The 25,287-nt window shown below is 65.6% G+C and carries 21 protein-coding genes; 3 read left to right on the forward strand and 18 right to left on the reverse strand.

Annotated elements, in window-relative coordinates; all coding sequences use genetic code 11:
- Positions 1 to 2: 2 nt before the first annotated feature.
- From J3485_RS12345 to J3485_RS12355, 3 genes are all read right to left on the reverse strand, one after another.
- Complete coding sequence (locus J3485_RS12345) at positions 3 to 1,370, reverse strand: EAL and HDOD domain-containing protein (protein ID WP_242538559.1); 1,368 nt, start codon at positions 1,368 to 1,370, stop codon at positions 3 to 5.
- A gap of 189 nt (positions 1,371 to 1,559) precedes the next feature.
- The gene (locus tag J3485_RS12350) at positions 1,560 to 2,333 is read right to left on the reverse strand and encodes an ABC transporter substrate-binding protein (protein ID WP_374192440.1); all 774 of its coding nucleotides are present in this window, start codon (positions 2,331 to 2,333) and stop codon (positions 1,560 to 1,562) included.
- 330 nt (positions 2,334 to 2,663) lie between these two features.
- Complete coding sequence (locus tag J3485_RS12355) at positions 2,664 to 3,296, reverse strand: FMN-dependent NADH-azoreductase (protein ID WP_206952738.1); 633 nt, start codon at positions 3,294 to 3,296, stop codon at positions 2,664 to 2,666.
- Positions 3,297 to 3,421: 125 nt separating this feature from the next.
- Here J3485_RS12355 and J3485_RS12360 point away from each other — a divergent pair, with 125 nt between their 5' ends.
- Positions 3,422 to 4,261, forward strand: coding sequence for a LysR family transcriptional regulator (locus tag J3485_RS12360; protein WP_206952740.1), 840 nt, complete (start codon positions 3,422 to 3,424; stop codon positions 4,259 to 4,261).
- Between the two features lie 192 nt (positions 4,262 to 4,453).
- Complete coding sequence (locus J3485_RS12365) at positions 4,454 to 5,194, forward strand: hypothetical protein (RefSeq protein WP_206955882.1); 741 nt, start codon at positions 4,454 to 4,456, stop codon at positions 5,192 to 5,194.
- A 79-nt stretch (positions 5,195 to 5,273) separates the two neighbouring features.
- Here J3485_RS12365 and astE read toward each other — a convergent pair whose 3' ends face one another.
- The 14 genes from astE to hpnI all read right to left on the reverse strand — a co-directional run bounded on the left by astE (position 5,274) and on the right by hpnI (position 21,596).
- Positions 5,274 to 6,335, reverse strand: a complete 1,062-nt coding sequence (gene astE, locus J3485_RS12370; RefSeq protein WP_206952742.1) for a succinylglutamate desuccinylase — start codon at positions 6,333 to 6,335, stop codon at positions 5,274 to 5,276.
- Positions 6,319 to 7,659: an N-succinylarginine dihydrolase gene (gene astB / locus J3485_RS12375; protein WP_206952744.1), complete on the reverse strand. Its 1,341-nt coding sequence runs from the start codon at positions 7,657 to 7,659 to the stop codon at positions 6,319 to 6,321. Before astB ends, astE begins: the two co-directional genes overlap by 17 nt.
- Positions 7,660 to 7,679: 20 nt before the next feature.
- The gene (gene astD / locus J3485_RS12380; protein ID WP_206952746.1) at positions 7,680 to 9,143 is read right to left on the reverse strand and encodes a succinylglutamate-semialdehyde dehydrogenase; all 1,464 of its coding nucleotides are present in this window, start codon (positions 9,141 to 9,143) and stop codon (positions 7,680 to 7,682) included.
- A gap of 13 nt (positions 9,144 to 9,156) precedes the next feature.
- Positions 9,157 to 10,185 (reverse strand): arginine N-succinyltransferase, encoded by a 1,029-nt coding sequence (astA, locus tag J3485_RS12385; protein ID WP_206952747.1) that lies wholly within the window; start codon positions 10,183 to 10,185, stop codon positions 9,157 to 9,159.
- On the reverse strand, positions 10,182 to 11,303 hold the full coding sequence (aruF, locus tag J3485_RS12390; protein WP_206952749.1) for an arginine/ornithine succinyltransferase subunit alpha: 1,122 nt from the start codon (positions 11,301 to 11,303) through the stop codon (positions 10,182 to 10,184). The genes astA and aruF overlap by 4 nt, the downstream gene beginning before the upstream one ends.
- Before the next feature lie 24 nt (positions 11,304 to 11,327).
- Positions 11,328 to 12,563: an aspartate aminotransferase family protein gene (locus J3485_RS12395; RefSeq protein ID WP_206952751.1), complete on the reverse strand. Its 1,236-nt coding sequence runs from the start codon at positions 12,561 to 12,563 to the stop codon at positions 11,328 to 11,330.
- 178 nt (positions 12,564 to 12,741) lie between these two features.
- Positions 12,742 to 13,803 carry a GlxA family transcriptional regulator gene (locus tag J3485_RS12400; protein ID WP_206952753.1) on the reverse strand — a complete coding sequence of 354 codons (1,062 nt, stop codon included), beginning with the start codon at positions 13,801 to 13,803 and terminating at the stop codon, positions 12,742 to 12,744.
- 79 nt (positions 13,804 to 13,882) lie between these two features.
- A complete protein-coding gene (locus tag J3485_RS12405) occupies positions 13,883 to 14,680 on the reverse strand; it encodes an ABC transporter ATP-binding protein (RefSeq protein ID WP_206952755.1) in 798 nt (265 codons plus the stop codon).
- Between the two features lie 30 nt (positions 14,681 to 14,710).
- Complete coding sequence (locus tag J3485_RS12410) at positions 14,711 to 15,421, reverse strand: ABC transporter permease (protein WP_206952756.1); 711 nt, start codon at positions 15,419 to 15,421, stop codon at positions 14,711 to 14,713.
- 14 nt (positions 15,422 to 15,435) lie between these two features.
- Complete coding sequence (locus J3485_RS12415; protein WP_206955785.1) at positions 15,436 to 16,125, reverse strand: ABC transporter permease; 690 nt, start codon at positions 16,123 to 16,125, stop codon at positions 15,436 to 15,438.
- 751 nt (positions 16,126 to 16,876) lie between these two features.
- Positions 16,877 to 17,983, reverse strand: a complete 1,107-nt coding sequence (locus J3485_RS12420; protein ID WP_206952758.1) for a lysylphosphatidylglycerol synthase domain-containing protein — start codon at positions 17,981 to 17,983, stop codon at positions 16,877 to 16,879.
- Positions 17,980 to 18,900, reverse strand: coding sequence for a hopanoid biosynthesis-associated protein HpnK (hpnK, locus tag J3485_RS12425; protein ID WP_206952760.1), 921 nt, complete (start codon positions 18,898 to 18,900; stop codon positions 17,980 to 17,982). The genes J3485_RS12420 and hpnK overlap by 4 nt, the downstream gene beginning before the upstream one ends.
- 4 nt (positions 18,901 to 18,904) lie before the next feature.
- On the reverse strand, positions 18,905 to 20,326 hold the full coding sequence (gene hpnJ, locus J3485_RS12430) for a hopanoid biosynthesis associated radical SAM protein HpnJ (RefSeq protein ID WP_206952762.1): 1,422 nt from the start codon (positions 20,324 to 20,326) through the stop codon (positions 18,905 to 18,907).
- Between the two features lie 91 nt (positions 20,327 to 20,417).
- A complete protein-coding gene (gene hpnI, locus J3485_RS12435) occupies positions 20,418 to 21,596 on the reverse strand; it encodes a bacteriohopanetetrol glucosamine biosynthesis glycosyltransferase HpnI (RefSeq protein ID WP_206955786.1) in 1,179 nt (392 codons plus the stop codon).
- A 652-nt stretch (positions 21,597 to 22,248) separates the two neighbouring features.
- Here hpnI and pdxY point away from each other — a divergent pair.
- Complete coding sequence (gene pdxY / locus J3485_RS12440) at positions 22,249 to 23,100, forward strand: pyridoxal kinase PdxY (RefSeq protein ID WP_206952764.1); 852 nt, start codon at positions 22,249 to 22,251, stop codon at positions 23,098 to 23,100.
- 18 nt (positions 23,101 to 23,118) lie between these two features.
- Here pdxY and J3485_RS12445 read toward each other — a convergent pair whose 3' ends face one another.
- Complete coding sequence (locus J3485_RS12445) at positions 23,119 to 24,927, reverse strand: methyl-accepting chemotaxis protein (RefSeq protein ID WP_206952766.1); 1,809 nt, start codon at positions 24,925 to 24,927, stop codon at positions 23,119 to 23,121.
- Positions 24,928 to 25,287 lie beyond the last annotated feature (360 nt).

A 25,287-nucleotide genomic window follows, 5' to 3' on the forward strand; every position in this document is an offset into this window, starting at 1 on the left:
GCTCATTCCTCGATTCGCTCGAGCCCTTCGTTATCCTTGCTTTGATCGGCCGTGCTGGCCCACGCGGCCGCCGAGATCGCGAGTTGCGCGAGTTCGCACGACGTCAGCGGCGCAAGCGCGACGCTCGCTCGGTCGAGCGCGTCCCAATCGCCGTGCTCCAGCGCCTCGATCGCCCCGAGCAAGGTCCCGAGCGCCCCCTCTCGGCGCAGGATCGCCGCACGGATGTGCGAGGCCAGCGTCAGCGCCTCCAGGGTGTTTTCCAGCGTATCGCCGAACACGGCGTCGACGAGCGAGAACACGCCCGTCAAGAACGCGCCGTCGACGACCTTGCGGTTCGTATGTGCAAGCCGCGTCGACGCAAGCTCCATGAACCGCGCGCGCGTGGCCGCGAGCTGAACGAGCGGATCTTCCTCGAGGCTGACTTTGCGGCCGTCCGCATAAAGCAGCAGTTGTGTCCAACGTGCGATGCGGTTCGTACCCGTGGCGTTAATGGCATCGCGCAGCGTCCCGACATTGCGACCGATGCTCGCCTCGCCCGAATTGGCCAAGCGCATCAGATGCATGACGAGCACCGGGTTGAGCTTGAGTTCGGCTTCGAGTTGCGCGACGCTCGGGTCCGACGACAGCAGGCGCAGCAAATTGAGTAGCGCTTGACGCGGCGCATTGACTCGACGCGCGCTGTGCTTGCTACCGCGCGCGAAGAAGTAGCCTTGGAACAAATCGAAATGCAGCGCCTTTGCCTGCTCGAACGCCTCGTGCGTCTCGATATTGAGCGCGATCAGCAGCTTGCCGGCTGACTTGAGCGCTTTCGCCAACCGCGGCAGCAACTCGGAATCGAAGCGCGCCGGATCGATCTTGATGGCGTGAGCATAAGGCAGCAGCTTGGCGAACGCTTCGTCGGGCTGTTGCACATCGTCGAGAACGAAGCGGTAACGCTTCGCATGCAACGTCACGAGGCGAGCGATCAATTCGCCATCGACCGTGAGTTGCGGCGAGATTTCGAGAAAAAAACGATCGGGGGCGAGACGGGCGATCGCATCGGAGAAAAGCAGTTGCCGGCTCAGGTTCAAATACCCGGGGTGACCCGCGAGCGCCGTGCGCACCTCGCTCGCGCCCAATGCGCCGAGCAGATGCGCCGCCGCGGCGGCGGTTTGCTTCTGGATCTCGTGTTTGTCGGGCTCACCGTGCTCACCGGGTTCGCCGCTTTCGGCAACGGGCAATGCGCGCAGGTGCAATTCGAAGCCGCACAGCAAACCGTCCGCATTGACGATCGGCGCCCTCGCGGGATAGCGCACGTGGCTAGCGTGGGCCGGTTCCGATTGGCCTTCGGCACACGCCAGGCGCTGTGCCGAGTCGGTCATCGTACCCATCGCCCCCTCCTTTTTCTTCTTACGATTAGCGGCGCGACGTTGGTCTCGACGTCTTTTTGCGCGCAATAAGTTGGGGCGATTATAACCGCAAAGCAAAGCTGAAAATCGAGGCGCGGGCCCCCGGTTTGGCAACAAGCGCAACCGTCGCGCGACGCGAATTAGCCTGCGCCGCGCGACGTCGCAGCTCGCTTACTTCAGGACAACGTCGACGTCGAAATACTTGGCGGCGATCTTCTCGATCGTGCCGTCGGCCTTGAGCGATTCGAGCGCGCCGTTGAGCTTATCGAGCAGCGCCTTGTCGCCCTTGCGCACGCCGTAGCCGACGCCCGAGCCGAGCACCTTCGCATCCGAGACGGTCGGGCCCGCAAAGTCGAAGCCGGCGCCCTGCGGACGCTTCAGAAAGCCCTTGGAGGCCGCTTCGGAATCCTGGAAAGCCGCATCGAGCCGGCCCGCAGCGAGGTCGGCATAGACCTGATCTTGCGTCTGATACGAGACGACGTCGATGCCGGCCGGCGCCCATTTCGCTTTTGCGTAGGTTTCCTGAATCGTGCCTTGCAGCACGCCGACGTGCTTGCCCTTGAGCGAGGCGACGCTTGGCTGCAGCGCGCTGCCCTTCTTCGCGATCAGTTGGTTCGGGATCGTGTAGATCGGGACGGTGAAATCGATCACCCGCTTGCGCTGATCGGTGATCGTCATATCGGAGTTGATCGCATCGAACTTGCGGGCTTGCAGCGCCGGAATGAGGCCGTCGAAATCGTTCTCGACCCAGAGGCATTTGACCTTCAGCTTCGCGCAGACGGCGTTGCCGACGTCGATGTCGAAGCCTTGCAATTGGCCGGATGCCGTTTTCGATTCGAACGGCGCATATGACGCCTCTACACCGAAACGCAGTTCCTTCAGATCCGCCGCCGACGTGCTGCCGGCCGCCGCGATGGTCGACGCCGCGACAAGCGCGAGCGCCACCTTCCTTCGCAAGTTCAGTTTCGTCAAGTTGTGCTCCCACACAGAATTGATATCGAGTACAGCACCCGACGCGCATCGTGGCCGCACCAAAAATGCCGTTCAAACGCACACCGTGCGCTTGATGCAGCGCACAAGGCGTGCGGGAGCGGCATTGTAAGGGCATTGAGCGGCGCGACGCGCGTCGCTGTGCAAGCGCCCGCCGGTTCTCGATTGGAAGCGCAGGCCACGCGCGGCCGCGCGAAGATGCAATTGCGTGTCGCGGAACGGCAAGTCACTTCCGGCGAATACGTTGATCGCCGCTTGCGCCCCGGTAGCGATGAGTGAGGGGGCTTATTGCCGCCCGAGCGCCGCTGCCGCCGAGCACGCTTCATCGCGCGCCGTCGCATCGACTTGCGGTCCCAGTAATGTCTTTTCGACGATGATCGACGCGATATCGTCGATGCCGACGAAGCGCAACCAGGCTTCGAAGTACGGCCGTTGAAAATCGAACGCCTGCGCCGGCGTGTGCGAATGTTTGCCGTAGTCGAGCCCGCGCGCATAAACGACCACCGCGCGCTTACCCGCGAGCAACCCGCCAAAGCCGGTCTGCGGATCGAACGAAAACAGCACGTCCTTTTGAGATACGGCATCGATGAAGTGCTTGAGCTTGTACGGAATCGAAAAATTCCAGAGCGGCACCGAGAACAGTAGCGTGCTCGCGTCGTGCAGCGGTTTCGCGAGCGCGTGGATGTGGTCCCACGCCGTCCGCTGCGACGGCGACAGCGGGGTACCGCTGAGCCCCGCGTACTTGGCGTCGAGCGCGTCGCCGTCGAACTCCAGCAGTGGCACACGCCACAGATCGAGCGTGTCGATCGACGCACTCGGGTGCGAGAGGCGATAAGCGTCGATGAACGCGCGGGCGGCTTCGAGGGAAGCAGACCGCGTTTTGCGCGGCGACGCCTCGATATGCAGCAGATCGGCCATGTTCTCCCCTTCTGAGTCGGTCAGGCACGCACGGCGGCGTGGGATGGTCTACATCTGAACATATTCGAATTAGAAATTGAAACGAAGTATTCTTCTGCTATTCAATTCAAATCTCACTGAATAGCGTGTTCGATACGATCCTGCTCCGTTCGTTCGTCACCGTGGCGCAAGAAGGCAGCTTTACGCGCGCCGCCATGCGCCTGCATCTGACGCAGTCGGCCGTCAGCGCGCATCTGCGCAGGCTCGAGGAACAAGCGGGCGCGCCGCTCGTCATGCGCACGACGCGCTCGCTCTCGCTCACGCCCGACGGCGAAGTGCTGCTCGGTTACGCCCGTGCGATCCTCGCCTTGAATCGCGACGCACGGGCCCGCCTGCATCGCCGCATGAGCGATGGTCTCGTGCGCATCGGCCTGTCCGACGATTTCGCGCAGCCGCGCGTCATGGAGCGGCTGCATGCATTCGGGCTGCGACAGCCCAACCTCACGATCGACCTGACGATCGGCATCCCCGCCACGTTGTTGCCCGCGATGGATCGCGGCGAACTCGATTTCGTCATGGCGGGGCGGTGTCACGACGAGCGGCCCGGGCGCGCACTCTGGCGAGAACCATTGGTTTGGGCCACCGCGTCTTGGCTGACGATCGATCTGACGCTGCCCCTGCCGCTCGCCGTCTTTCCCGAGCCCTGCCCTTACCGCGAGGCGGCCCTGGCCGCGCTTGCGCAGGCGGGCATCGACTACCGCATCGCCGTCGTCTGTCCGAGCAGCGGCGGCGTGCACGCGGCGGTACAAGCTGGGCTCGGCATCACGCCCATGCCCAAGAGCCGCGTCGACGGCGTGCTCGCGATCGCCGGCGACAGTGCGGGCCTACCCGCGCTTCCTGACGTCGAATTCGCGCTGTTCGGGGCCCCGAGTTCCACCGCGCTTGCCGACGAACTGTGCGAGGCGGCTCGACGCGATTTGGCCTAGCGAGCGGCGTACCACCCCGCGTGCTGGCGGCGCAGGTACGCGTGCGCCGCTCGATGCAAACGTAGCGGGCACGATTACCGCTCATGCGACCGGGGCGAAGGACGCGCGCGGGAAAGGCGATCGTCGGCGCAAGCCATTTGTCCACCAGCGTCTATGCTGAAAGTCATAAACGATGCACTCAGGGAGAACGCCATGATCACAAGAATGACCCTTACGCTGGCCATCGCCGCCTTCGCCGGCATGTCGACGGCCGCCGCGTTCGCGCAGGAGCACCCGCCCGGGTCCGAAGGAAATCAGCATGCCGGGGGCGAAAACCGGGAAGCGCATGGCCCGGCCCATCCCGGCGGCGTGCCTGCGCACGGCCCGCAGGGGCCGGCGATGCGGCCTGCGCCTGGACCAGCGGTACGGCAGGCGCCCGGGCCAGCGATGCGGCCCGCGCCCGGGCCAGCGGTACGGCCGGCACCCGGGCCAGCGATGCGGCCCGCGCCTGGACCAGCGGTACGGCAGGCGCCCGGGCCGGCGATGCGGCCGCACCAAGGGCCTTCGAACGCGCCGAACGTCGGAGAGCATCGCGCACCCAACATGGCCCCGCACGCCGCACGAGCCCCCATCGACCACGCACCAGCCGCCCACGGCGCCGTCCCCGGCGTTTATCGCGGAGACATCCACCGTTTCAATGACCAGGACGCGCACGTCTGGCGCGGCGGCCGATGGCATCATTCACACCACGGCGGGCGTTTCGGCTGGTGGTGGGTGGTCGGTGGGCTCTGGTACTTTTATCCGCAGCCGGTCTACCCGTACCCGAATCCGTTGGTACCGGGAGATGTCGCCGGCACGGGCCAATATTGGTACTACTGCCAGTCGGCGGGCCAATACTATCCGTACGTGACGTACTGCCCGGAAGGATGGCAAGCGGTCGTCCCCGATCAATGAGCGTTCGTCGAGTCGCGGGCCTCGTCGAAGAGGCCGCGCGATCGGGGATTGAAGGCAACCGGCGCGCGGGCCGCGTCTGTCACGTCGCCAATGCCGCCAGCGTGTCGGCCGTCGTGTCGACGACGGTCAGCCCGGCGCGCAATCCCGGCTTGACCGTGCGATTCGGGAATACGATCCGCTCTTCGTCGTGCGTGACGACATAGCGATAGTCGCCGTCGCGGGCCAGGACGGCACCTTTTTCAAACGGCGTGAAATTAGCGACATCGTCCGCCATATAAAGCTCGAACGCATCGCTGCGCTTCGTGATTTGACCGATGACCGTGAAGACGCGCGGCATCGGCCGGCCCGCCGACGGTGATCCGCCCGAGACGAGCGCGCGCACAGCCTCGTCGGCGCCGCTGAAGCGGGCCAGATCGTTCTCGCCGAACGGCCGCACCTTGCCGAGTTCGAGCGTGCACGCAGTCGCACAGAACGTCTCGGCCGTGAAATGCGTATACGTATTGCCTTTGGCCGTATGCAAAAGGACGGCTTCGATGCGTGCGTCGGCGAGCCACTCGAACATTGCGCGCGAGAGCGGCGCGCCCGTGTGCGGCAGCAATGCGAAGCGCTCGAACACCGACGCGCGAATCGCCGTGTGCAGGTCCAGATGCCAGCGCGCGTGCGCGTCTTCATCGTCTACGGCACCCGCGAAGAAGTTCGCCGCCGCCGCTTCGAGCGCGCGTGCGCGCGGCGCCTCGCGGCTGTGCGGCAACTGGGCGTACCGCCCGCAAAAGAGCCGGTTCAAGTCATCGTCGACGTAACGACAGCCCGCGCGCATCGCGGCCACGTTGCCGAGTACGATGCCGACACGGCAAGCAAGCCGCACGTTGCCGCAAGCGATATCTGCCACCATTCGCGACAACAGCTCGATCGGCGCCGTCTCGTCGCCGTGGACGCCAGCGGAGACGAGCACGCTGCGCAAAGACCGCACAGCCGGCGTCAATTCGAGCAGCCCCTCGTCGAGCCACGCATAACGCACGCCGTTCGCGCACTCGCCTCGCGCATCGGCTCGAGCGGGACGCTCCCCCGCCAACGTGAACGCCAGAAAATCGGCGAGCAGCGCCGGCGCCGCCGAGGCAGGGCTATCAGCGCTGGAAGTCATAGAGCGAGCCCAGACCGAGGATCTGCGTGAGTTCGTCGAGCGCCGTGCGCGATTCGTCGAGCAGCCGCGGATCGGCGAGATCGCTCGGTGCGAGCCGATCGCGATAATGCTTGCCGATCCAGGCGTCGAGCCGCGCAAACAGCGCGTCGTCGATCCACACGCCCGGTGTCACGGCCGCGCGCTCGGTTTCGTTCAGCACCACGCGCAGACGCAAGCAGGCGGGCCCGCCGCCGTTCTTCATGCTTTCGCGCAGATCGAAAACGAGCACCTCGCCGATCGGCCCCGCGCTGTCCATGAGATCGTCGAGATAGGCCGACACGCGTGGATTCTCGCGACACTCCTGCGGCACGACGAGCACGTCGCGGCCGTCCGGGCGCGTGAGCAACTGACTGTTGAACAGATAGGAGGAGACGGCGTCGGCCACGCTCACGCGCGCGTCGGGCACTTCGATGACGCTCAGTTGCGCTCCCGTCTCCGATAGTTGCGTGCGCAACTGATCGTAGACGGTGCTTTGCTCGACGAACGCACGCTCATGGCAAAACAGCGTTTGCCGATTGCCCACCGCGATGACGTCGTTGTGAAATACGCCGGCGTCGATGATGTCGGGGCATTGCTGCGCGTAGACGGTGCCCGCTTCGCTCAGCCCATGCCGCTGCGCGACGGCGCGGCTCGCCTCGAACGTTTGGCGCGCCGGATAGCGCACGGGCTCGGGGCCGCGCCGATACTCGCTGCGCCCGTAGACGAAGAACTCGACGCCGCGCTCGCCATACTGCCCGCAGAACCGCGTGTGGTTGGCGGCCCCTTCGTCGCCGAGCGCCGGCGTGCCGGGCAGTGCCTCGTGCACGACGAAGCAAGCCGGATCGGCAAAGATCGCCGAGAGCGTGCGGCGTGTCGCCTCATGCTCGATCGCGCGGTGCAGCTTGCTCGTCAGGTTGGCCGGCGTGAAATGCACGCGCCCGTCCTGCGTATCGAAAGACGGGCTGACCGTCGCCGCGTTGGCCGTCCACATCGCCGAAGCGGAACTTGCCGCTGCCAAAAGCTCGGGCGCTTCCTTCGCCGCGCGCTCGATCACCTTCGATTCCGAGCCTGAAAAGCCGAGCTCGCGCAGCAGCCGCAGCGACGGCCGCTCCTGCGGCGGCAGCACGCCTTGCAGGAAACCGAGATCGGCCAATTGCTTCATTTTGCGCAGACCTTGCTTGGCGGCGGCGAGCGGATTGGCGATCGCTTTCTCGTTCGTCTGCGACGCCACGTTGCCGAACGACAGCCCCGCGTAGTTGTGCGTCGGACCTACGAGTCCATCGAAATTGGCTTCTCGTGCTTGCATCGTCGATCCCTGCCCGATCGTTAGAATTGAAGACCCGGCGAGACGCTCGCGGGCATCGTGAGTTGCGCGCTTTCGACCGAGGCCATCGGATAAGCGCAATAGTCGGCGGCGTAGTACGCGCTCGGCCGATGATTGCCCGAGCGGCCCGTGCCGCCGAACGGCGCCGCCGAGGATGCCCCGTTCGTCGGACGATTCCAGTTGACGATACCCGCGCGTATCGTGCGATGAAACTGCGTCCATCGTGCCTCGTCGTCGGCAAGCAGGCCCGCCGACAAACCGTAGGCGGTATCGTTCGCGCGTGCGATCGCTTCGTCGAAATCGGTATAGCGAACGACCTGCGCAAGCGGCCCAAAGTGCTCCTCGTCGGGCACATCGTGCACGTCGGTCACATCGAGGATCGCCGGGCTCACGAAGCCGAGGCGCTCGTCGCGCTGCGCCATCGGCAACAACGCGCGCGCGCCCGCGGCGGCGAGCCGTTCCTGCGCGGCAACCAGCCGCGATGCCGCCCGCGCCGAGACGACCGCACCCATGAACGGCTGCGGATCGGCGTCGTAAAGCCCATAGGCGATGCGCGACGTGACTTCGGTCAAGCGCGCAAGGAAGCGATCGCCGAACGCGTCGCTCGGCACGAAGATCCGGCGCGCGCAGGTGCAGCGCTGCCCTGCCGACAGATACGCCGATTGAATCGTGTGATGAACGGCCGCATCGACATCTTCGACGTCAGCCACGATGAGCGGATTGTTGCCGCCCATCTCGAGCGCGAGGACGATCTCGGGCCGGCCGCCGAACTGTTTGTGCAGCAGCGTGCCGGTATCCGAACTACCGGTGAAGAAGAGCCCGTCGATCAAGCGATGATTGGCCAGCGCGACGCCCGTGTCCTTTTCGCCCTGCACGAGATTGAGCACGCCCGCCGGCAAGCCGGCCTCGCGCCACGCTTGGACGGTCGCGCGTGCCACGTCGGGCGCGAGCTCGGACGGCTTGAACACGACAGTATTGCCCGCGATCAGTGCTGGCACGATGTGGCCGTTCGGCAAGTGGCCCGGAAAATTGTATGGCCCGAAAACGGCCACGACACCGTGCGGACGATGCCGCAGCACGGCCGTGCCGTCCGCCATCGGCATGCGCCGCTCGCCCGTGCGCTCGTGATAAGCCGTGATCGAGATCTCGACTTTCGCCGCCATCGCTGCAACTTCGGTGCGCGCCTCCCAGAGCGGCTTGCCCGTTTCGCGCCCGATCGCGTGCGCGAGCAGTTCCTTGCGCTCGATCAGCAACGCCGCGAAACGGCGCACGATCTCGATGCGTGCGTCGAACGGCAGCGCCGACCACTCGACGAACGCGCGGCGCGCACTCGCAACCGCGCGCTCGACGTCGGGCATCGACGCGCTCTTGCCTTCCCACACGACCGCGCCCGTGCCCGGGTTGCGCGAAACGAAGGCCGGACCGCCGGCCTCGCACCATTGCCCGTCGATAAAGAGTTCGCTCATGTTTGCTCGTTGGTTACTGATTCCGTTTGCTCAGCGCCAGCACGCGCACGAGATCGCCTTCGCGTACCTCGAGCGCCGCGGCATCGTCGGCCGACAGGCGCATCGCGCCGTCCAGGACGACACCCGGCGCAACGCCGACGCGAAAACCCGCCAACGACGTGTTCGAGACGAGCGAGCGTGCGCCGTCTATGCTGCCGGCCCCGCCGATCACCACCGGTGCGAGCACGCTCTCGCGCACGGTGCGCAGGTCGTTGATGTGGCATTCGAGCACGGGGCCCGCGTCGAAGATGTCGACGTGGTTCTGATACCGGAGCCCTTCGGCTTCGAGCATCTTGCGCGCAGGCGCCGTGTCGTGGTGCGTGAGCCCGATCACGGCTTGCGCCTCGCTCGGCAGCAAATCGGCGTAGACGGGATAGCGCGGCATCAGCTCGGCGAGGAACGACTTGCGTCCGTGCGCGCTGAGATAGTCGGCCGCGTTGAAATCGATCTGGTAGAAGTGCGAACCGACCGCGCGCCAGAACGGCGAGGTGCCGTCGGCATCGAAGTGGCCCCGCAGCTCGGCGCAAAGCCGCTCGGGAAAGCACTCGCGAAACTGCGCCATGAACATGAAGCGCGAGCGCGACAGCAAACCGCCCACGCCATGCGCCCGATAACGCGGGGACAAGAACAGCGAGCAGACCTCGGCATAGCCCGTCAGGTCGTGCGAGATGTTGAGCAGCGACATCTTGGTCCAAACGCCGAGCTCCTGGCTCGCATGCACGACCGTGCTCACGCGATAGTTGTAGAACGGCTGCGCGAGCCCGACCTGCGCCTCGATGCCGCATACGCCTGCCACGTCGTGCGTCGCGGTGTCTTCCATCACGAAGAAGTAGCCGGCCTCGTGCGGCGCCGCGCGCCCTTCCATCGTCCGCTTGGCCCGCTCGATTCGCGCGCACAGCGCGTCGCGATCGGGTTTGAACGTCGTGAGCCCGGGGCCCGTTTCCTGCGCGAGCGACTCGAGCGCGTCGAGGTCGTCCGTCTTGACGGCGCGAACGACGATCATCGCCGATCTCCCGATTGATGAGTCGAAATCGATCGAAGGTAGGCATCGTCCGCCTCCCCCTCTTCCGCGTGAAAGGCGCCGCGATGCAGCGGCACGCAGCGCACCGTGTCGCCATGCACGACGTCTAGCGCCGCGCGCGCAGAACCGTCGAGCGGCGCCGCGAGCGAGCGCTCGCTCGGCAGCTCGGCCAGCACGCAGCGGAACTCGCCGTCGCGGTGGCTCGACACGAGGTAGGCCCGAGCGCCCTCGGCCGCCGCCGCGCTCGCGCTCGATTCGCGCACCGTGCGCGTCTCGTTGAACGTGACGCAAGCGCTGCGGTCGACCTGAGCCGCCAGCACCGGCCCCGCATCGAAGATGTCGACGAAACGATCGGGCTCGAAGCCTTCCTCGAGATGAATGTCGTACGAAAGCAGCGCCTTCTCGTTCGGCTCGCCGATCACGCGCTGCGCCTGTTCGGGCAGCAGCGGCACGTACAGCGGATAGGTCGGCATGACTTCGGCGATAAAGGTTCGGCTGCGCCCCCCCGAGGCGATTTCGATCTGCGCGAAATCGCGGCCGAAGAACTTGCGGCCCACGGCCTCCCAGAACGGCGACGTACCAGCTTCGTCCGTCACGCCGAGCAGCAGCGAAAACACTTCGGGCGTGAAGCGCCGCCGATTCGCCGCGATGTACATCATCCGCGCGCGCGAGAGCAATTGCGCCGCGGCGTCGCCCACCCCGCTCGCCGAGCGATCGATGTAAAAGCCCGCGAGCCGACTCTTGCCCGTCAACTCGTGCGACATCGTCAACGCGTGAATCTTGCGATTGACGTGCAGCTCGCGCGACGCGTGAATCAACGCGTCGTTGCGGAACACGTGGAACGGCTCGGCGTAACCGGCGGCGGCCACGATGCTGGCCGTGCCGAGCAGCTTGCCCGTCGCGCTGTCCTCGAGCACGAAGAGATAGAACTCCTCGCCCGGAAAATCGACATCGGCACGAAACGAATCCTCCGACAGCGCGACGCGCGCTTCGAGTTCGCGCCTGTCGTGCGGCAGCGAATGCAGCACGGGGCGCGCCGCATGCGCCATTCGCGCGAGCGTGTCGAGATCGGAAAGCCTTCCTGGACGGACGAAGAGCATGGTCGTTCCTTCTACGATGTGCGCTTAGCGAGCGTGTTCATCAGCCGCCGCGCCGATGACGGCTTCGATCGCCTTCGTCAGACGCGCGAACCCCTCGTTCAGATCGGCCTCGGGAATCACGAGCGAAGGCGCGAAGCGCAGCACGTTCGGCCCCGCGATCAGCAGCATGACGCCGTGCGCGGCCGCGGCATTGACGAAATCCTTAGCGCGGCCTTCGTAGGAGGCCGTCAGTTCGGCGCCGATCAAAAGCCCCTTGCCCCGTACTTCCTTGAACAAATTGAAACGTTGGTCGAGCTCGCCGAGCTTGGCCGTGATCTGCGCGCCGCGGCGCTTGACGCCTTCGAGCAGCGCCGGGTCGCTGACGAGCTCGACGACCTTGTCGGCCACGGCCGCGCCGAGCGGATTGCCGCCGTAGGTCGTGCCGTGCACGCCGACTTTGAAGTGAGCGGCGATGTCCGCTCGCGTCAGCATCGCACCGATCGGGAAGCCGTTGCCGAGCGCTTTGGCGCTCGTCAGGATGTCGGGCGTCACGCCCGTGTCCATGTAGGCGTAGAAGAAGCCCGTGCGGCCGACGCCCGTCTGCACTTCGTCGAAGATCAGCAGTGCGCCGTGGGCGTCGCACGCCTCGCGCAGCGCACGTAAGAACGCCGGATCGCCGGGAATGACGCCGCCCTCGCCCTGCATCGGCTCGACGATGACGGCGCAGGTCTTGGGACCGATCGCGGCGCGTGCCGCCTCGATGTCGTTGTAGGGCAGGTGCACGACACCGGCGGGCACGGGGCCGAAGCCCTCGGCGTACTTGGGCTGACCGCCCACGCTGACCGTGAAGAACGTGCGGCCGTGGAACGATTGCTTGAACGAGACGATTTCGATCTTTTCCGGGCCGTGCCGCTCGATCGCGACGCGGCGCGCGAGCTTGAGCGCGGCTTCGTTCGCCTCCGCGCCCGAATTGGCGAAGAACGCGCGATCGGCAAACGTCAGCGATTCGAGCCGCTTGGCCAGGCGCAACACGGGCTCGTTCGTATAGGCGTTGCTCACGTGCCAAAGCGTTTCGCCCTGCTCGCGCAGCACCCGCACGAGCTCGGGGTGCGCGTGGCCCAGGCCCGTCACGGCGATGCCGCCCGTGAAATCGACATAGTCACGGCCCTCGGTATCCCAGATGCGCGAACCTTCGCCGCGCACCGGCACGAAGGGCGCGGGCGAGAATACCGGCACCATGACTTCGTCGAAAGTCTGGCGGTTCACAGCGAAATCGTTCATGGCGGGTCCTCGTCGAGTAGGTGGGCACCCCAGGACCCGTCGCTTAGCGCCAGGCCCCGTCAGGGGGCAATAACCATTAGTGTAGAAAACGATCGTCGCGGCGTCTTGCTTGAGCGCGACGCGATCTATCGCGTTCGTCGGGCGTGAGATCGTCAGGCATCCAGCGGATGCCCATCGGTCAATCGGGCGGCTCGATCATGGCCCCCGCACGCGGCTCGCCCGCATAAGCCACGCCTGCCCCGTGCTGCTTGGCGATCCAGTTGCGGCGTTCCTCGCGCGGCGTCACGCCGAAGCGCTCGCGGTACGCGTTCGAGAAATGAGCCGCCGACGAAAAACCGCATGCAAGGCTCACCTGTACGATCGATTTGCTCGTGCGCTGCAGTTGCATGCGCGCTTTGGAGAGCCGCAGGCCGAGGTAATACTTCGACGGCATCGAGCCAAGATACTGACGGAAGAGCCGCTCGAGTTGCCGGCGCGATATGCCGACGAGATTGGCGATCTCGTCGGTCGTCAACGGGTCTTCGATGTTCGCCTCCATCAGCAGCAGCGCGTCGTTCAGCCGCGGATGCCGTTCGCCGGGCGCCGTCACGTACGGAATGCGCTGACGCGCTTCGCCGGGACGCAGCGCCCCCACGCCAAACGCGTCCGCGATGCGCTCGGCCAGTTCGGGGCCATGCTCGCGCGCGATCATCGCCAACATGAAGTCGACGCTGGCCATGCCGCCCGCGCATGTGGCGCGATCGCGATCGATTTCGAAAATCTGTTGGGTGACGATCGAACGCTCGAACTGCTCGGCAAATTGCTGATAGGTCTCCCAATTGACGCTCACGCGGTAGCCCGAGAGCTGCCCTGCCATTGCAAGCCACCACACGCCATGATGGATGCCCGTGACGAGCGGCGTGCGCGGCCCGACGCGCGCAAGACTCGCCAGGAACAAGCGGTAATCGGCGAACTGCTGAAAGCGCTCGGCCACCACGATGAGCCAGTCGCACGCGATGCCGTCGCCGAACGCGTCGTCGGCCGGCAGCGTCGCGCCGCCGGCGAGCGGCACGGCGCGGCCGTCCCACGAAAGGATCTGCCAACGATAGAGCGCGCGCCCGTCGATGTCGTTCGCGAGCCGCAGCGCGTCGACGATCGGGGCGACGCCCGACATCGAGACGGGCGGCAGCACGACGATCGCCACCTGCGTCGTCTTGGCCGGCCCCGCTTGCCCCCCTTGCCCCGCTTGCACGCGTGCCATCGGTCAGCCCCCGCACCCTGCGGCGCGCTCGCCCGGCGGGCCAAGTCCAAGCCCTTCGTTCGCCCTGCCTTGCATGCCGTTACTTCAAGCTGCCCGAGAGAAACTGCTTCAGGCGCTCGCTGTTTGGCTGCGCCAGCACGACGGCCGGATCGCCCTCTTCCTCGGTACGCCCTTGATGCAGAAACATCACGTGATTGGAGACATTGCGCGCGAATCCCATCTCGTGCGTGACGACGACCATCGTGCGCCCCTCTTCGGCCAGCTTCTGCATGACCTTGAGCACCTCGCCGACGAGTTCGGGATCGAGCGCGGAGGTGGGCTCGTCGAAGAGCATCACGTCGGGGTTCATGGACAATGCGCGGGCAATGGCGACGCGCTGCTGCTGCCCGCCCGACAGATGCGACGGATACTGCTTCTCGAGCCGCGGCGCGAGGCCGACCTTCTCCAAGTACATGCGGGCCCGCTCCTCGCCTTCCCGCTTGGACAACCCGAGCACGTGCACGGGCGCCTCGACGACGTTCTCGAGCACGTTCATGTGCGCCCAGAGATTGAAGTGCTGGAACACCATCGACAGCTTCGTGCGGATGCGCTGCAGTTGCTTGTGATCGGCCACTTCGAGATTGCCGGCGCGATCGGCTTTCGTGCGCACCGTTTCGCCGTCGACGACGATGCTGCCCGCGTTGGGCCGTTCGAGAAAGTTGATGCAGCGCAGGAACGTGCTCTTGCCCGAGCCGCTCGCGCCGATGATGCTGATCACGTCGCCGGCCTTCGCCGTGAGCGTGACGCCCTTGAGCACCTCGTTGTCGCCGTAGCGCTTGTGGATGTCGAGCGCCGCGAGCTTGACGGCGGCGGATTGAGAAGTCGCTTGGAGCACCATGCTCTCCCGTATGAATCGATGGCGTTTGAATCAGCGGCCCACGGCCAGGTACGCAAGCCAGTGTTTCTCGGCACGCCTGAACGCCGCGACGAGTGCGAACGATACCGCAAGATAGATGAGCGCGGCCACGCCGAAGGCTTGGAACGACATGTAGGTGGCCGAATTGGCGTCGCGGGCGACTTTCAGCACGTCGGGCACCGTCGCCGTGAAGGCAACCGTCGTCGCATGCAGCATCAGAATGACCTCGTTACTGTACAACGGCAACGCCCGGCGCAGCGCCGAGGGCAGAATGACGCGGCGGTACATCGTCCATTTGCTCATGCCGTACGCGCGTGCCGCCTCGACCTCGCCGTGCGAGATGGCGCGAATCGCCCCGGCGAAGATCTCCGTCGTGTAAGCCCCCGTATTGAGCCCGAAAGCGAGGATCGCGCAATGCAGGCCGCTGCGGAAGAACTCGTTCAGCACGGCGTGCGCACGCACGAACTCGAGGCTGTAGACGCCGCTATAGATCAGCAGCAACTGCACGTAGAGCGGCGTGCCGCGAAACACGTAGGTGTAGCAGCGCACGGGCGTGGACAGCCAGCGGTTTTTCGACACGCGGGCCACGGCGAGCGGCACGGCCATGCACAAGCCGATCGCTAGCGAAACCACGAGCAGCCACAGCGTCACGGCGAGCCCCGAGAGCCCCTGCCCGTCGTAGTAGAGAAACGCGCGGCCGTATTGCGAGAGGATTTCGATCATTGCCCAGGCTCCCGTCAGAGTTCCGCGTGCCGCACGCCGATGGAATAGCGCTTGTCCAGCCAGATCAGGACGACGTTCGATGCGCTCGTGATCGCCAGATAGATCAACGCCGCGACGAGAATGAAGAAAAACATGTTGAACGTGCTCTTGCCGGCATCTTGCGCGGCCTTGACGACGTCGGCGAGACCGATGATCGACACGAGCGCCGTCGCCTTCACGAGCACCTGCCAGTTGTTGCCGATGCCGGGCAGCGCGAAGCGCATCATCTGCGGAAACAGGATGCGCATGAACACCCGCTTGCTGCTCATGCCGTAAGCACTGCCCGCTTCCAGTTGACCGCGTGGCACCGCGAGAAACGCGCCGCGAAACGTCTCCGTGAAATAGGCACCGTAGATGAACCCGAGCGTCAGCACGCCCGCCGCAAATGGATCGATGTCGATCTGATCGATGCCGAGCGCATCGGTCATTTGATTGACGGCGATCTGAATGCTGTAGAACAGCAGCAGCATCAGCACGAGATCGGGCACCGAGCGGATCAGCGTGGTATAGAGCGTCGCCGCGCCGGCAACAGCGCGATTGCGCGAGAGCTTTGCCACTGCGCCGATGAGCCCGAGCAGCACCGAGACCGCAAGCGAGAGCACCGACAGCTCGATCGTTTGGATCGTGCCGGCGAGAAGAATCGGGCCGAAGCCGTAGAGGAACACGGGCGTCTCCATCTTTGAATGGGATTGCTTGCCGTCGCGGCGGCGAGCGACGGTTCAAGGCGAAAGCGCGAGCCGAGCCCCCGCCGCACGGCCCGCCGGCCGCCGCGTCTTGTCGCGCAACTCGCCGGTTTTTCGCCTGGCGCGGATAGTCGCAAGCGAAATTGTTTTGTTCAAATATTCGGAGTTTTATTGTTGCGATGCAACATTACACACGCCGTGCAGCAGACGCGCTCGGATGCGGCACCGCAGGAAAACGAGCATGGGCTAGCGACGCGGGCGCGGTGGGGCGATTGCGCACATTTCGCGTCGCTTTTTCGATATTCGGACCCGCGCCGGCGTATTGGGATTTGATGAGACCGCTGGAGTCGGGGCAACCAGAAATCGAGGCCCCCAAAAACAGAACCGGCCGTCACTCGCAGTGAACGGCCGGCAACCATCATGGCGCGCGACGCAAGAAGCGTCGGCAAAACAAGCCGGGCACGGGCAGAACGACGTCCGTCCCTCGCGCTGCGTCTTTGGCTTGCGTCCGCCCGCTCGTGCCATGCACTTAAGCGTTCGATCGCCCCCCGTAGCCGGCGCTGCGCTGCGTCGTCTGGCCTTCAATCCGTGTCGGTCTAATTCGATATGACGTGTCCGGTGCTTGTAATGTAGGACGAGATACCGCCGGGCGACAAAGCGTGTTTACACCCATAGGGAACGCCCAGGGATCAAGCCGGATGCGTGCGTGCGCGGCCGCACGGACGCGCAATTTTCACCGAACCAGATCGGCGTGATGCGCTTCGTTATGCGCTGCGTCCTGTGCCTCGTCCCGCATTTCGTCGAATGCGCTCGCGCGCTGCCCTCGCGCACCCGCGGCTTGCGCCGGCTGCAACGACGACACGGCCGGCGCATGAGCGTGCCGGCGTGCGCGCACCATCTCGGCAAGCTGCCAAGAGCCGAGCGCCATGCATCCGAAGAGGACCTCGCGCATCCGCTTGACGAGCGCGAGCGAGAGCCCTACCTCGCGATCGACACCGAACATCTGCGCGAGCAGGACGACGGCGGCTTCCTGCACGCCCAGACCCGCGGGCACCATGAACGCCGCATGCCGCACGGCTTGTGTCAGCGCTTCGATGGCAATGGCGCCGCCGGCGGACACGGGATGACCGAGCAGCGCCAACGCCCAGTAGGTCTCGAGTGCTCCGACGAGGTAGCCGGCGAACTGCCAGACGAATGCTTGGAGAAGCACACCTGTGCGCGTCATCAGCGCATCGATTTCGGCATCGAGCCGCGCGCCGTCGATGCCTTGCAAAAAGCGGTGCTCGCTGCCGAGCGCGCGCGCCGCGAATCGCTCGATCGCTCGGAACACGCCGCCGCGCCGTAGCAGCAGCGCGGTAATCACGGGCAGCGGCAGCGACAGCACGAGTGCGAGCGCAATCGTCTTCGCGTGGTCGCCCCCCGTCGCCGCGAGGATCAGGACGACGCCGAGTGCGGAAAACGCGTATTGCACGGCAATCGTGACGAGCACCTCGACGATCACCGACGCGCTCACGCGGCTTGCATCGCGCACGCGCCAGCGCGCGAGCCGAATGCCGACGATCTCGCCCCCCACTGCGAGCACAGGCAGCAGGCGGCTCACGGCCTCCCGCACGGTGGCGACCCACCAGAGGAACGCGAGCGGTGCGCGCCCACGCAGCAGCGTGCGCCAACCGCAGGCGTCGAGCAAGAGCGGGAGCGCATGGAACGGCACGAGCCAGAGCAGCGCGAAACCGGCCTGGCCGATGACGTGGACGACATCGCCCGCCCCATCGCGCACGACGAGCGCAATGAAGATCGCAATGCCGAGTGGCCAGCCGGCCCACTTGAGCCATTTCGTCATAGCGGCGCCCCGCCTCGCGCGGCGTCGCGTTGATGGTGCGCATCGGCTGGGCCGCGCACGTCGGCGTCGTCGCGGAAGCGATCGGCGAACACATCGCAGAACCCGCCGCACGGGCGCCCCGCCGCCGCAATCGCCGCAGCCACGCGCGGCGAAAGCAGCGCGTCGAGTTCGTCGGCGTGGCGATAGGCATGCATCGAGGCCGTGATCGGCCCCTCGCCCGCTGCGCCCGCCACGGCCGGATGGCAATAAATCTCCCCGACCCCGTCGGCCGGCATCCGCGCGAGCGCATCGAGCATCGCAGCTTCGTCCATGCCGCCCGTATGCTCGATACCGACGACGTAGTCGTTGTAAGCGATGCCGGCGCGCGCGAGCCGCGCCCGCATGAGCCCGATCCAAGGCCTGAGCCACCACGGCGCATGCGCCTCGAACGGCAGCCGCACGGCGCGCAACCCAAACTCGCGACCGATCGACAGCACGAGCGAGAGAACGGTCGGATGCAGATGGAAGTGTTTGTGGGCGTTGACGTGATCGAGCGGCAAGCGCGTTTGGGCGAACGCCTCGAACTGAGCGCGGATCTCGCGCGCGAGCGCTTCGCGCACGGCCGGCAGGAAGAAGAAACGAAAACCGTCGCGCACCATCGCATCGCCGAAACGGCCGTCGGCACCGACGAGAGCGGGAATCCGTTCAGCCGGCAGCGTCGCCGGCCCATCGGCCAGCACGAGATGCAGCCCCACACGCAGGTTCGGCAGCGCACGCGCGCGCTCGACGGCGTCTTGCGCCGCCGGCGCGCCGACCATCAAGCTCGCCGCCTTGAGCACCCCGTCCCGATGCGCGCGCTCGATACCCGCGTTCACACGCGGATGCAAACCAAAATCGTCCGCGGTGACGATGAGGCCACGACGGCCCGGGGGCTTCACGTTCTTAGGCCTCGTGCGCGCGCAGGAAGCGGAAGAACTCGACGCCTTCGCGCAGGCGCCGCTTCATCATGTCCCAGCTCGTCAGCATCTCGCGCACGATCTCCCAGATCTTCGAGGGACGGAAGTAGAACTCCTTATAGAACGCCTCGAGGTTGTGATAGATCTGCTCGCGCGACAGATGCGGGTAGCCGATCGCCGCGAGCTGCACGCCTTCCTTGCTGACGAGGTTGATGACCTTGTTCTCTTCGAGCCAGCCGTTTTCGACGGCTTGCTTGTAGAGCGTCGTGCCGGGATAAGGCGCGGCGAGCGAAACCTGGATCGTGTGTGGATTGATCTCTTTCGCGTACTCGATCGTCTTGCGTATCGTCTCCTCGGTCTCGCCGGGCAAGCCGAGGATGAACGTGCCGTGGATCTTGATGCCGAGCTTCTTGCAGTCCGCGTTGAAACGGCGTGCGAAATCCGTGCGCACGCCCTTCTTGATGTTGACGAGGATCTGGTCGTCGCCCGATTCATAGCCGACCAGCAGCAGACGCAGGCCGTTTTCCTTCATGATCTTGAGCGTTGCGTACGGGACGTTCGCCTTCGCGTTGCACGACCACGTGATGCCGAGCTTGCCGAGCCCGCGCGCGATCTCCTCGGCGCGCGGCGTGTCGTCGGTGAAGGTGTCGTCATCGAACATGATCTCCTTCACTTCCGGCATGTTGTCGCGAATCCACTTCACTTCCTCGAGCACGTTCGCGACCGAGCGCGTGCGATAGCGGTGGCCGCTAACCGTCTGCGGCCACAAGCAGAACGTGCAGCGCGACTTGCAGCCGCGCCCGGTATAGATCGACACGTACGGGTAGTTCAGGTAGCCGATGAAGTAGTTGTCGATCTTCAGATCGCGCTTGTAGACGGGCGCGACGAACGGCAACTCGTCCATGTTTTCCAAGATCGGACGCGCTTCGTTGTGCTCGATCGAGCCGTCCTTCGCGCGCCAGCTCAACCCCTTGATCTCCGGGAACGGCTTGCCTTCGGCGATTTCCTTGCAGGTGAAGTCGAATTCTTCGCGGCAGACGAAATCGATCGCCTCGGTCGCCGTGAGCGAGTTGTGCGGATCGACGGCCACCTTGGCGCCGACCAAGCCGATCAGCACCGACGGCTTGCGCTTTTTCAGGTCTTGCGCGAACAGGGCGTCGGTCGGAAACGACGGCGTGCTCGTATGGATGATGACGAGGTCGTACTCGCTGGCGATGTCGAGCGACGCCGGCACGGACAGGCCATCGGCCGGCGCGTCGAGCACGCGGCTGCCGGGCACGAGGGCCGCGGGCTGCGCAAGCCACGTCGGGTACCAGAACGAGCGGATTTCGCGCTTGGCTTGATAGCGCGAACCGGCTCCGCCATCGAAGCCGTCATAGGACGGGGCCTGCAAGAACAGCGTTTTCATGGATGATGCTCCGGCAACCTGTAATGTGAAGCAGATGTTGTGAGGATGACGGCCGCGCCGAGACGGCCGCCGAAATACGAATACGGTTCGCTCAAGGCCCGTCCGATCCTTCGGCCACGCGCACCACGACGGGCATGCGTGCGCCGCGCCAAACCACGTGCGAGCCGAACGCCGCGACGAACCATTGGGCGGCCAAGAGCGCATCGCGCAGCGGCACGAGCGGCAGGTCGCGCCAGAACTCGCCGCGCCGGCGCGACGCGCGGGCATGCAATCTGGCGCGCGCGAGCACGCCGAGGGCCGTCGACGCGACCAGCACCGCCTCGCGCAGCGGCGCCCCGCCGTGCGCGGCCAGCAGCGCACCGGCCAGCAGCCACGGCGACGTGAACGTGATGAACAAGAACGCGAAGCCGAGCGGATTGATCGAGCGGATCGTGCGCAGCCAGCGCGTCTCGCGCAGCCATAGCGAGCCGAAATCGGCTTCGATGACGTCCGTGGCGACGACGACTTCCGAGAGCACGGTCGCCATACCGCGCTGGCGCGTGTATTCGGCAAGCCAGTAGTCGTCGGCCAGGCAATCCTTGAGCACGGCGAAACCGCCGATCTCGGCCAGCACCTGGCCGCGCAGCGCGAGCGTCGCACCGAATCCGAAGCTGCGCGAACCGCCCGCATGCGCAATGCGCACCGACGGCGCGAACCATTCGTTGATGAACTGCGCACCGATGCGCGTCCAGAAACCACCCACGCTCTGCGCGTGATAGAGGCACGTGACGATGCCCACTTGCGGATCGGCCAGCGGCGCCGTGACGGCTTCGAGGTAATCGGGTGCGACGGCGATGTCGCTATCGGCCAGCACGATGAGCGGGTACTTCGCCCGCGCCGCGAGATTGATGAGATTGCTGACCTTCAAGTTGTGCCCGTGCACGCGCGCATCGACGACGAGTTCGATGTCGCGCTCGGGGAACGCCGCCTGCAACCGGCGCACGACCGCAATGGCCGGATCGGCGGACGAAGACACGCCGAACAGCAATTGGTAGCAAGCATGCGTCTGCTCGCAGAACGTCGCAAGGTTTTCGTAAAGCCGAGGCTCGGCCCCGCACAACGGCTTGAGCACGCTCACTGGCTCGCCGCAGCGGCGCATCCCCATGCTCGGCGTACGGTTGGCAAGCTTGCGCGCGGACGGCAACGCGAGTGCCGCGATGACGATATACGCCGTTGCCACGCAGCACAGCGCCACGAGCAGCCAATCCCAAAGCGAGGCGGGCGAAAGCATCATCGCACACCGCCTTTGCCGGTCGAACGCGCCACGAGCGCGCCAGCGGCCGCCGCGCGCCGGCGGTGCTTGGGCAACCCGTTCGATGAAACGCTTGCTGGCACGTTCGCTACTCCTTCGTTCTTCTCGGCGGGCGGCGCGACGCCCTGCCGCGGCTCGCTTGCCACCTACCTTCGTGTCGCTTGGATGCTCGCGCGTCGCGCAAGAAGACAACGAAACGCCGGCACGCCGGGGGACGGCGCGCAAAGGGCCACGGGGCCGGCTCGAGGACCGTGCGCGACGCGCGTTCTAATTGTCTGATGCGAGGCTAAACGAACACGAAGCGCGCTGAGACCGCGCTGAGACGATACGCCGTGGGCGCCGTCGAATCGGCTCGGGAAAAGCCGTCAGCTCGCTTTGTAATCTTTGGAAACGGGCAATTGTAGCAGCGCGTGCGGGAAAACGCTTAAGGCCCGCACCGGGCACCGCCATTTCGTCGGGCGCACACAACGGCGGGCGACGCGCGGTGCCCGATGACGCGACGCAACAACTCATGTATCTTGCAAATGTCAGACTGCCGCCGCGCAAGCGGCGCGCGGCGGGGCGTCGAAGCGCCGCAACCGGTTGTACCGCCGATTCGCGCCGAAACGCGCTTCACGCGAGCGAACTCATCATGAAAAACGTCTTGAGCATTCAACCGCACGTCGTGTTCGGCCACGCGGGCAATAGCGCGTCGGTCTTTCCGATGCAGCGGCTGGGCGTGAACGTCTGGTCGCTCGACACGATGCAGTTCTCGAATCACATGCAGTACGGCCATTGGGCCGGCAGCGCGATCGATGCCCCGCAGATGAGCGAACTCGTGGAAGGAATCGGCGCGATCGGCATGCTCAGGCGCTGCGACGCGATCATCTCCGGCTATCTCGGCTCCAAGGCGCACGCGCAAGCCGTCATCGACATCGTGCGCGCCGTCAAGGCAACGAACCCCGAAGCCTGGCACTTTTGCACGCCCGTCATCGGCGCGGGCGCCGGCGCGAACGTCGACGCCTATCTGCTCGAAACGATGCCCGCCCTCGCCGACGGCCTGTCGCCGACGCACGACACGCTGCAAAAGCTCGTCGGCCGCACGATCGAAACGGTAGACGAAGCTGTCTTCGCCTGCCGTGAGATCATCCGCAGCGGCCCGCAAGTCGTGCTCGTCAAGCAGTTGATCGACCGCAACAGCCCCGCCGACCGCGTCAACCTGCTCGTCGTCACCGAACGCGAGGCATGGATGACGCAGCACCCGCGCTATCCGTTCGCGCGCCAACCGGTCGGCGTCGGGGAGCTCACGAGCGCGACGTTCGTCGCGCGGCGCTTGAGCGGCGACTCGCTGCGCACCGCGTTCGAACACGCGGTATCGGCCGTGCATGCGGTGTTGAAGGCGACGTACGACGCCGGCCGCTACGAGCTCGAGCTCATCGCCGCGCAGGACGACATCGCCAAGCCGCGCGATTGGCTCGGCGCCTGGTCGATCGATGCCGCGTGAAGCGGATCGACCCGATGCTCAATCGAGCCTGAACTGCCCGACGGCGCTCGCGAGATCGACCGCCTGCGTTTGCAACGCCGCCGCCGCTGCCGCCGACTGTTCGACGAGCGCCGCGTTCTGTTGAACCATTTCGTCGAGCTGCGACACGGCGCGGTTGACCTCCTGAATCCCACGCGTCTGCTCGTCGGCGGCATGCGTGATCTCGGCCATGATCGTCGTGACGCTCGAGACGTTCGAGACGATCTCGGTCATCGTATCGCCCGCGCGCTTGACCTGGCTCGAACCCGACGACACGCTGTCGATCGTCGATTCGATCAGTGACTTGATTTCCTTGGCGGCCTGCGCGCTACGTTGCGCCAGGCTGCGCACCTCGCCCGCCACCACCGCGAAGCCGCGGCCCTGCTCGCCGGCACGCGCCGCTTCGACGGCCGCATTCAGCGCCAGGATGTTCGTCTGGAACGCGATGCCGTCGATCACGCCGATGATGTCGCCGATCTTGCCCGATGCCGATTCGATCGTTCCCATCGTCGAGACCACCTCCGAGACGACCTGCCCGCCGCGCGACGCCACGCTCGAGGCCGACGCGGCCATATCGTTGGCCTGCCGCGCCGAGCTGGCCGACTGCGTGACGGTCGACGTGATCTGCTCCATCGACGCCGCTGTTTCCTGCAGACTCGCCGCCGCCGATTCAGTCCGGCCCGACAGATCGAGGTTGCCTGCGGCGATCTCGTCGGCCGCCGTGCGCACCGACCCGCTCGTGTCGCGAATCTGCCGCATCACGTCGCGCAGCTTGTCGACGAACGTGTTGAACGAGCGTGCGATCTGCGCCACTTCGTCACGGCCGTCGGACGGCAGACGCTGAGTCAGATCGCCGGTGCCCGAACCGATCGCATCCATCGCATCGCGCACGAGCGACAGACGCTTGAACGCCTTCGAGGTGACGGCCGACACGATGGCCGCGGCGAGCGCCACGATGAGGACGAGCGCGATTGCCGAAGTCGTCAGGAACGAGCGGACGCCGGCCTTCGCCTCGCCCTCGTCGAGCGCCACGATGACGGTCCAATCCGTGCCGGGCACGTTCGCGCCGCGCAGCAGCACCGAGCGGCCGCCGGCATCGGTTTCGAGCGGTTCGGACGCGCCGGCGAGCGCGCCGATCGTCGCGGCCGTCATGTCCGGCATCAACGCGGAGATGGGCTTGAGCGTGAGCTTCGCGTCGGGATGCGCCACGATGTCGCCCGCTCCGTCCACGAGCAAGCCGAAGCTCGCCGGCGTCGGATGGATCGACTTCACGTTCGCGATGACGCTGTCCATGTTGACGTCGCCGGCCACGACGGCCTTGAGCGCGCCGTCGCGAATGATCGGCACCGCAAACGTGACGACGAGCTTGCCCGAACCCGCATCGACATAAGGCGCCGTGACGATGGGCTTGCCTGCGGCCTGCGCTTGCTCGTACCACGGGCGCGCGGTGGGATCGTAGGTGGGCGGCACGCCCGTCGGGTCGCCGAACTTGGCGGTTTTGTCGGCATAGCCCGCATAGACATTGACGAACCCGCCCGAGGCCATGATCTGCTTGAAGGTCGGAATCGGGTCGGCCGTGGCCGCGTTAAGCGTGACGTCTTGCAGCGCCGCGACGGCGGCCGTTTTCGACTCGACCCATTCGCCGATACCGGCATCGTGGCCGTTCGCGAGCGCGACGAGATTGTTATTGATGGAGTCGTTTTCGTGGGAATTGACTACGAAGAAGTTCAATGCTGCGTTGACGACCAGGGAGGCTACGACGATGGCGAGACAAGCTGCGAGCACACGTGCGCGAATTGACGCAAACATTCAGACGGATTCCTTCAGACGAATTAGCGGTGAGGACTCGTGATCCTCGAATGCGTAAACGGCATACCGCACTGCAAACTTGACGCTCACCGCCCTAGGGATTGTGCGGAGTGCTATTCATTACGCATTTCGCGTTGCACTGCAAAAGTGCGACTAATAAGGCAACTACCCATGGGCGCGCGGGCGTATTAGTCCCGATTGATTCGGCTTGCCCGGCTGTGCCGAAATGCGCATAGGAAACGTCGCGAAAGGTCAAGACGGGGCCATATTGGCTTCCTATAGTCTTCCGAACGATCGCGGCGGCGTTTCTCACGTCGAGCGGTTCGATCAACACACGCCCTTGCAGGAGGTTCCCCCCAC

Source organism: Trinickia acidisoli (assembly GCF_017315725.1).
Lineage (GTDB): Bacteria > Pseudomonadota > Gammaproteobacteria > Burkholderiales > Burkholderiaceae > Trinickia > Trinickia acidisoli.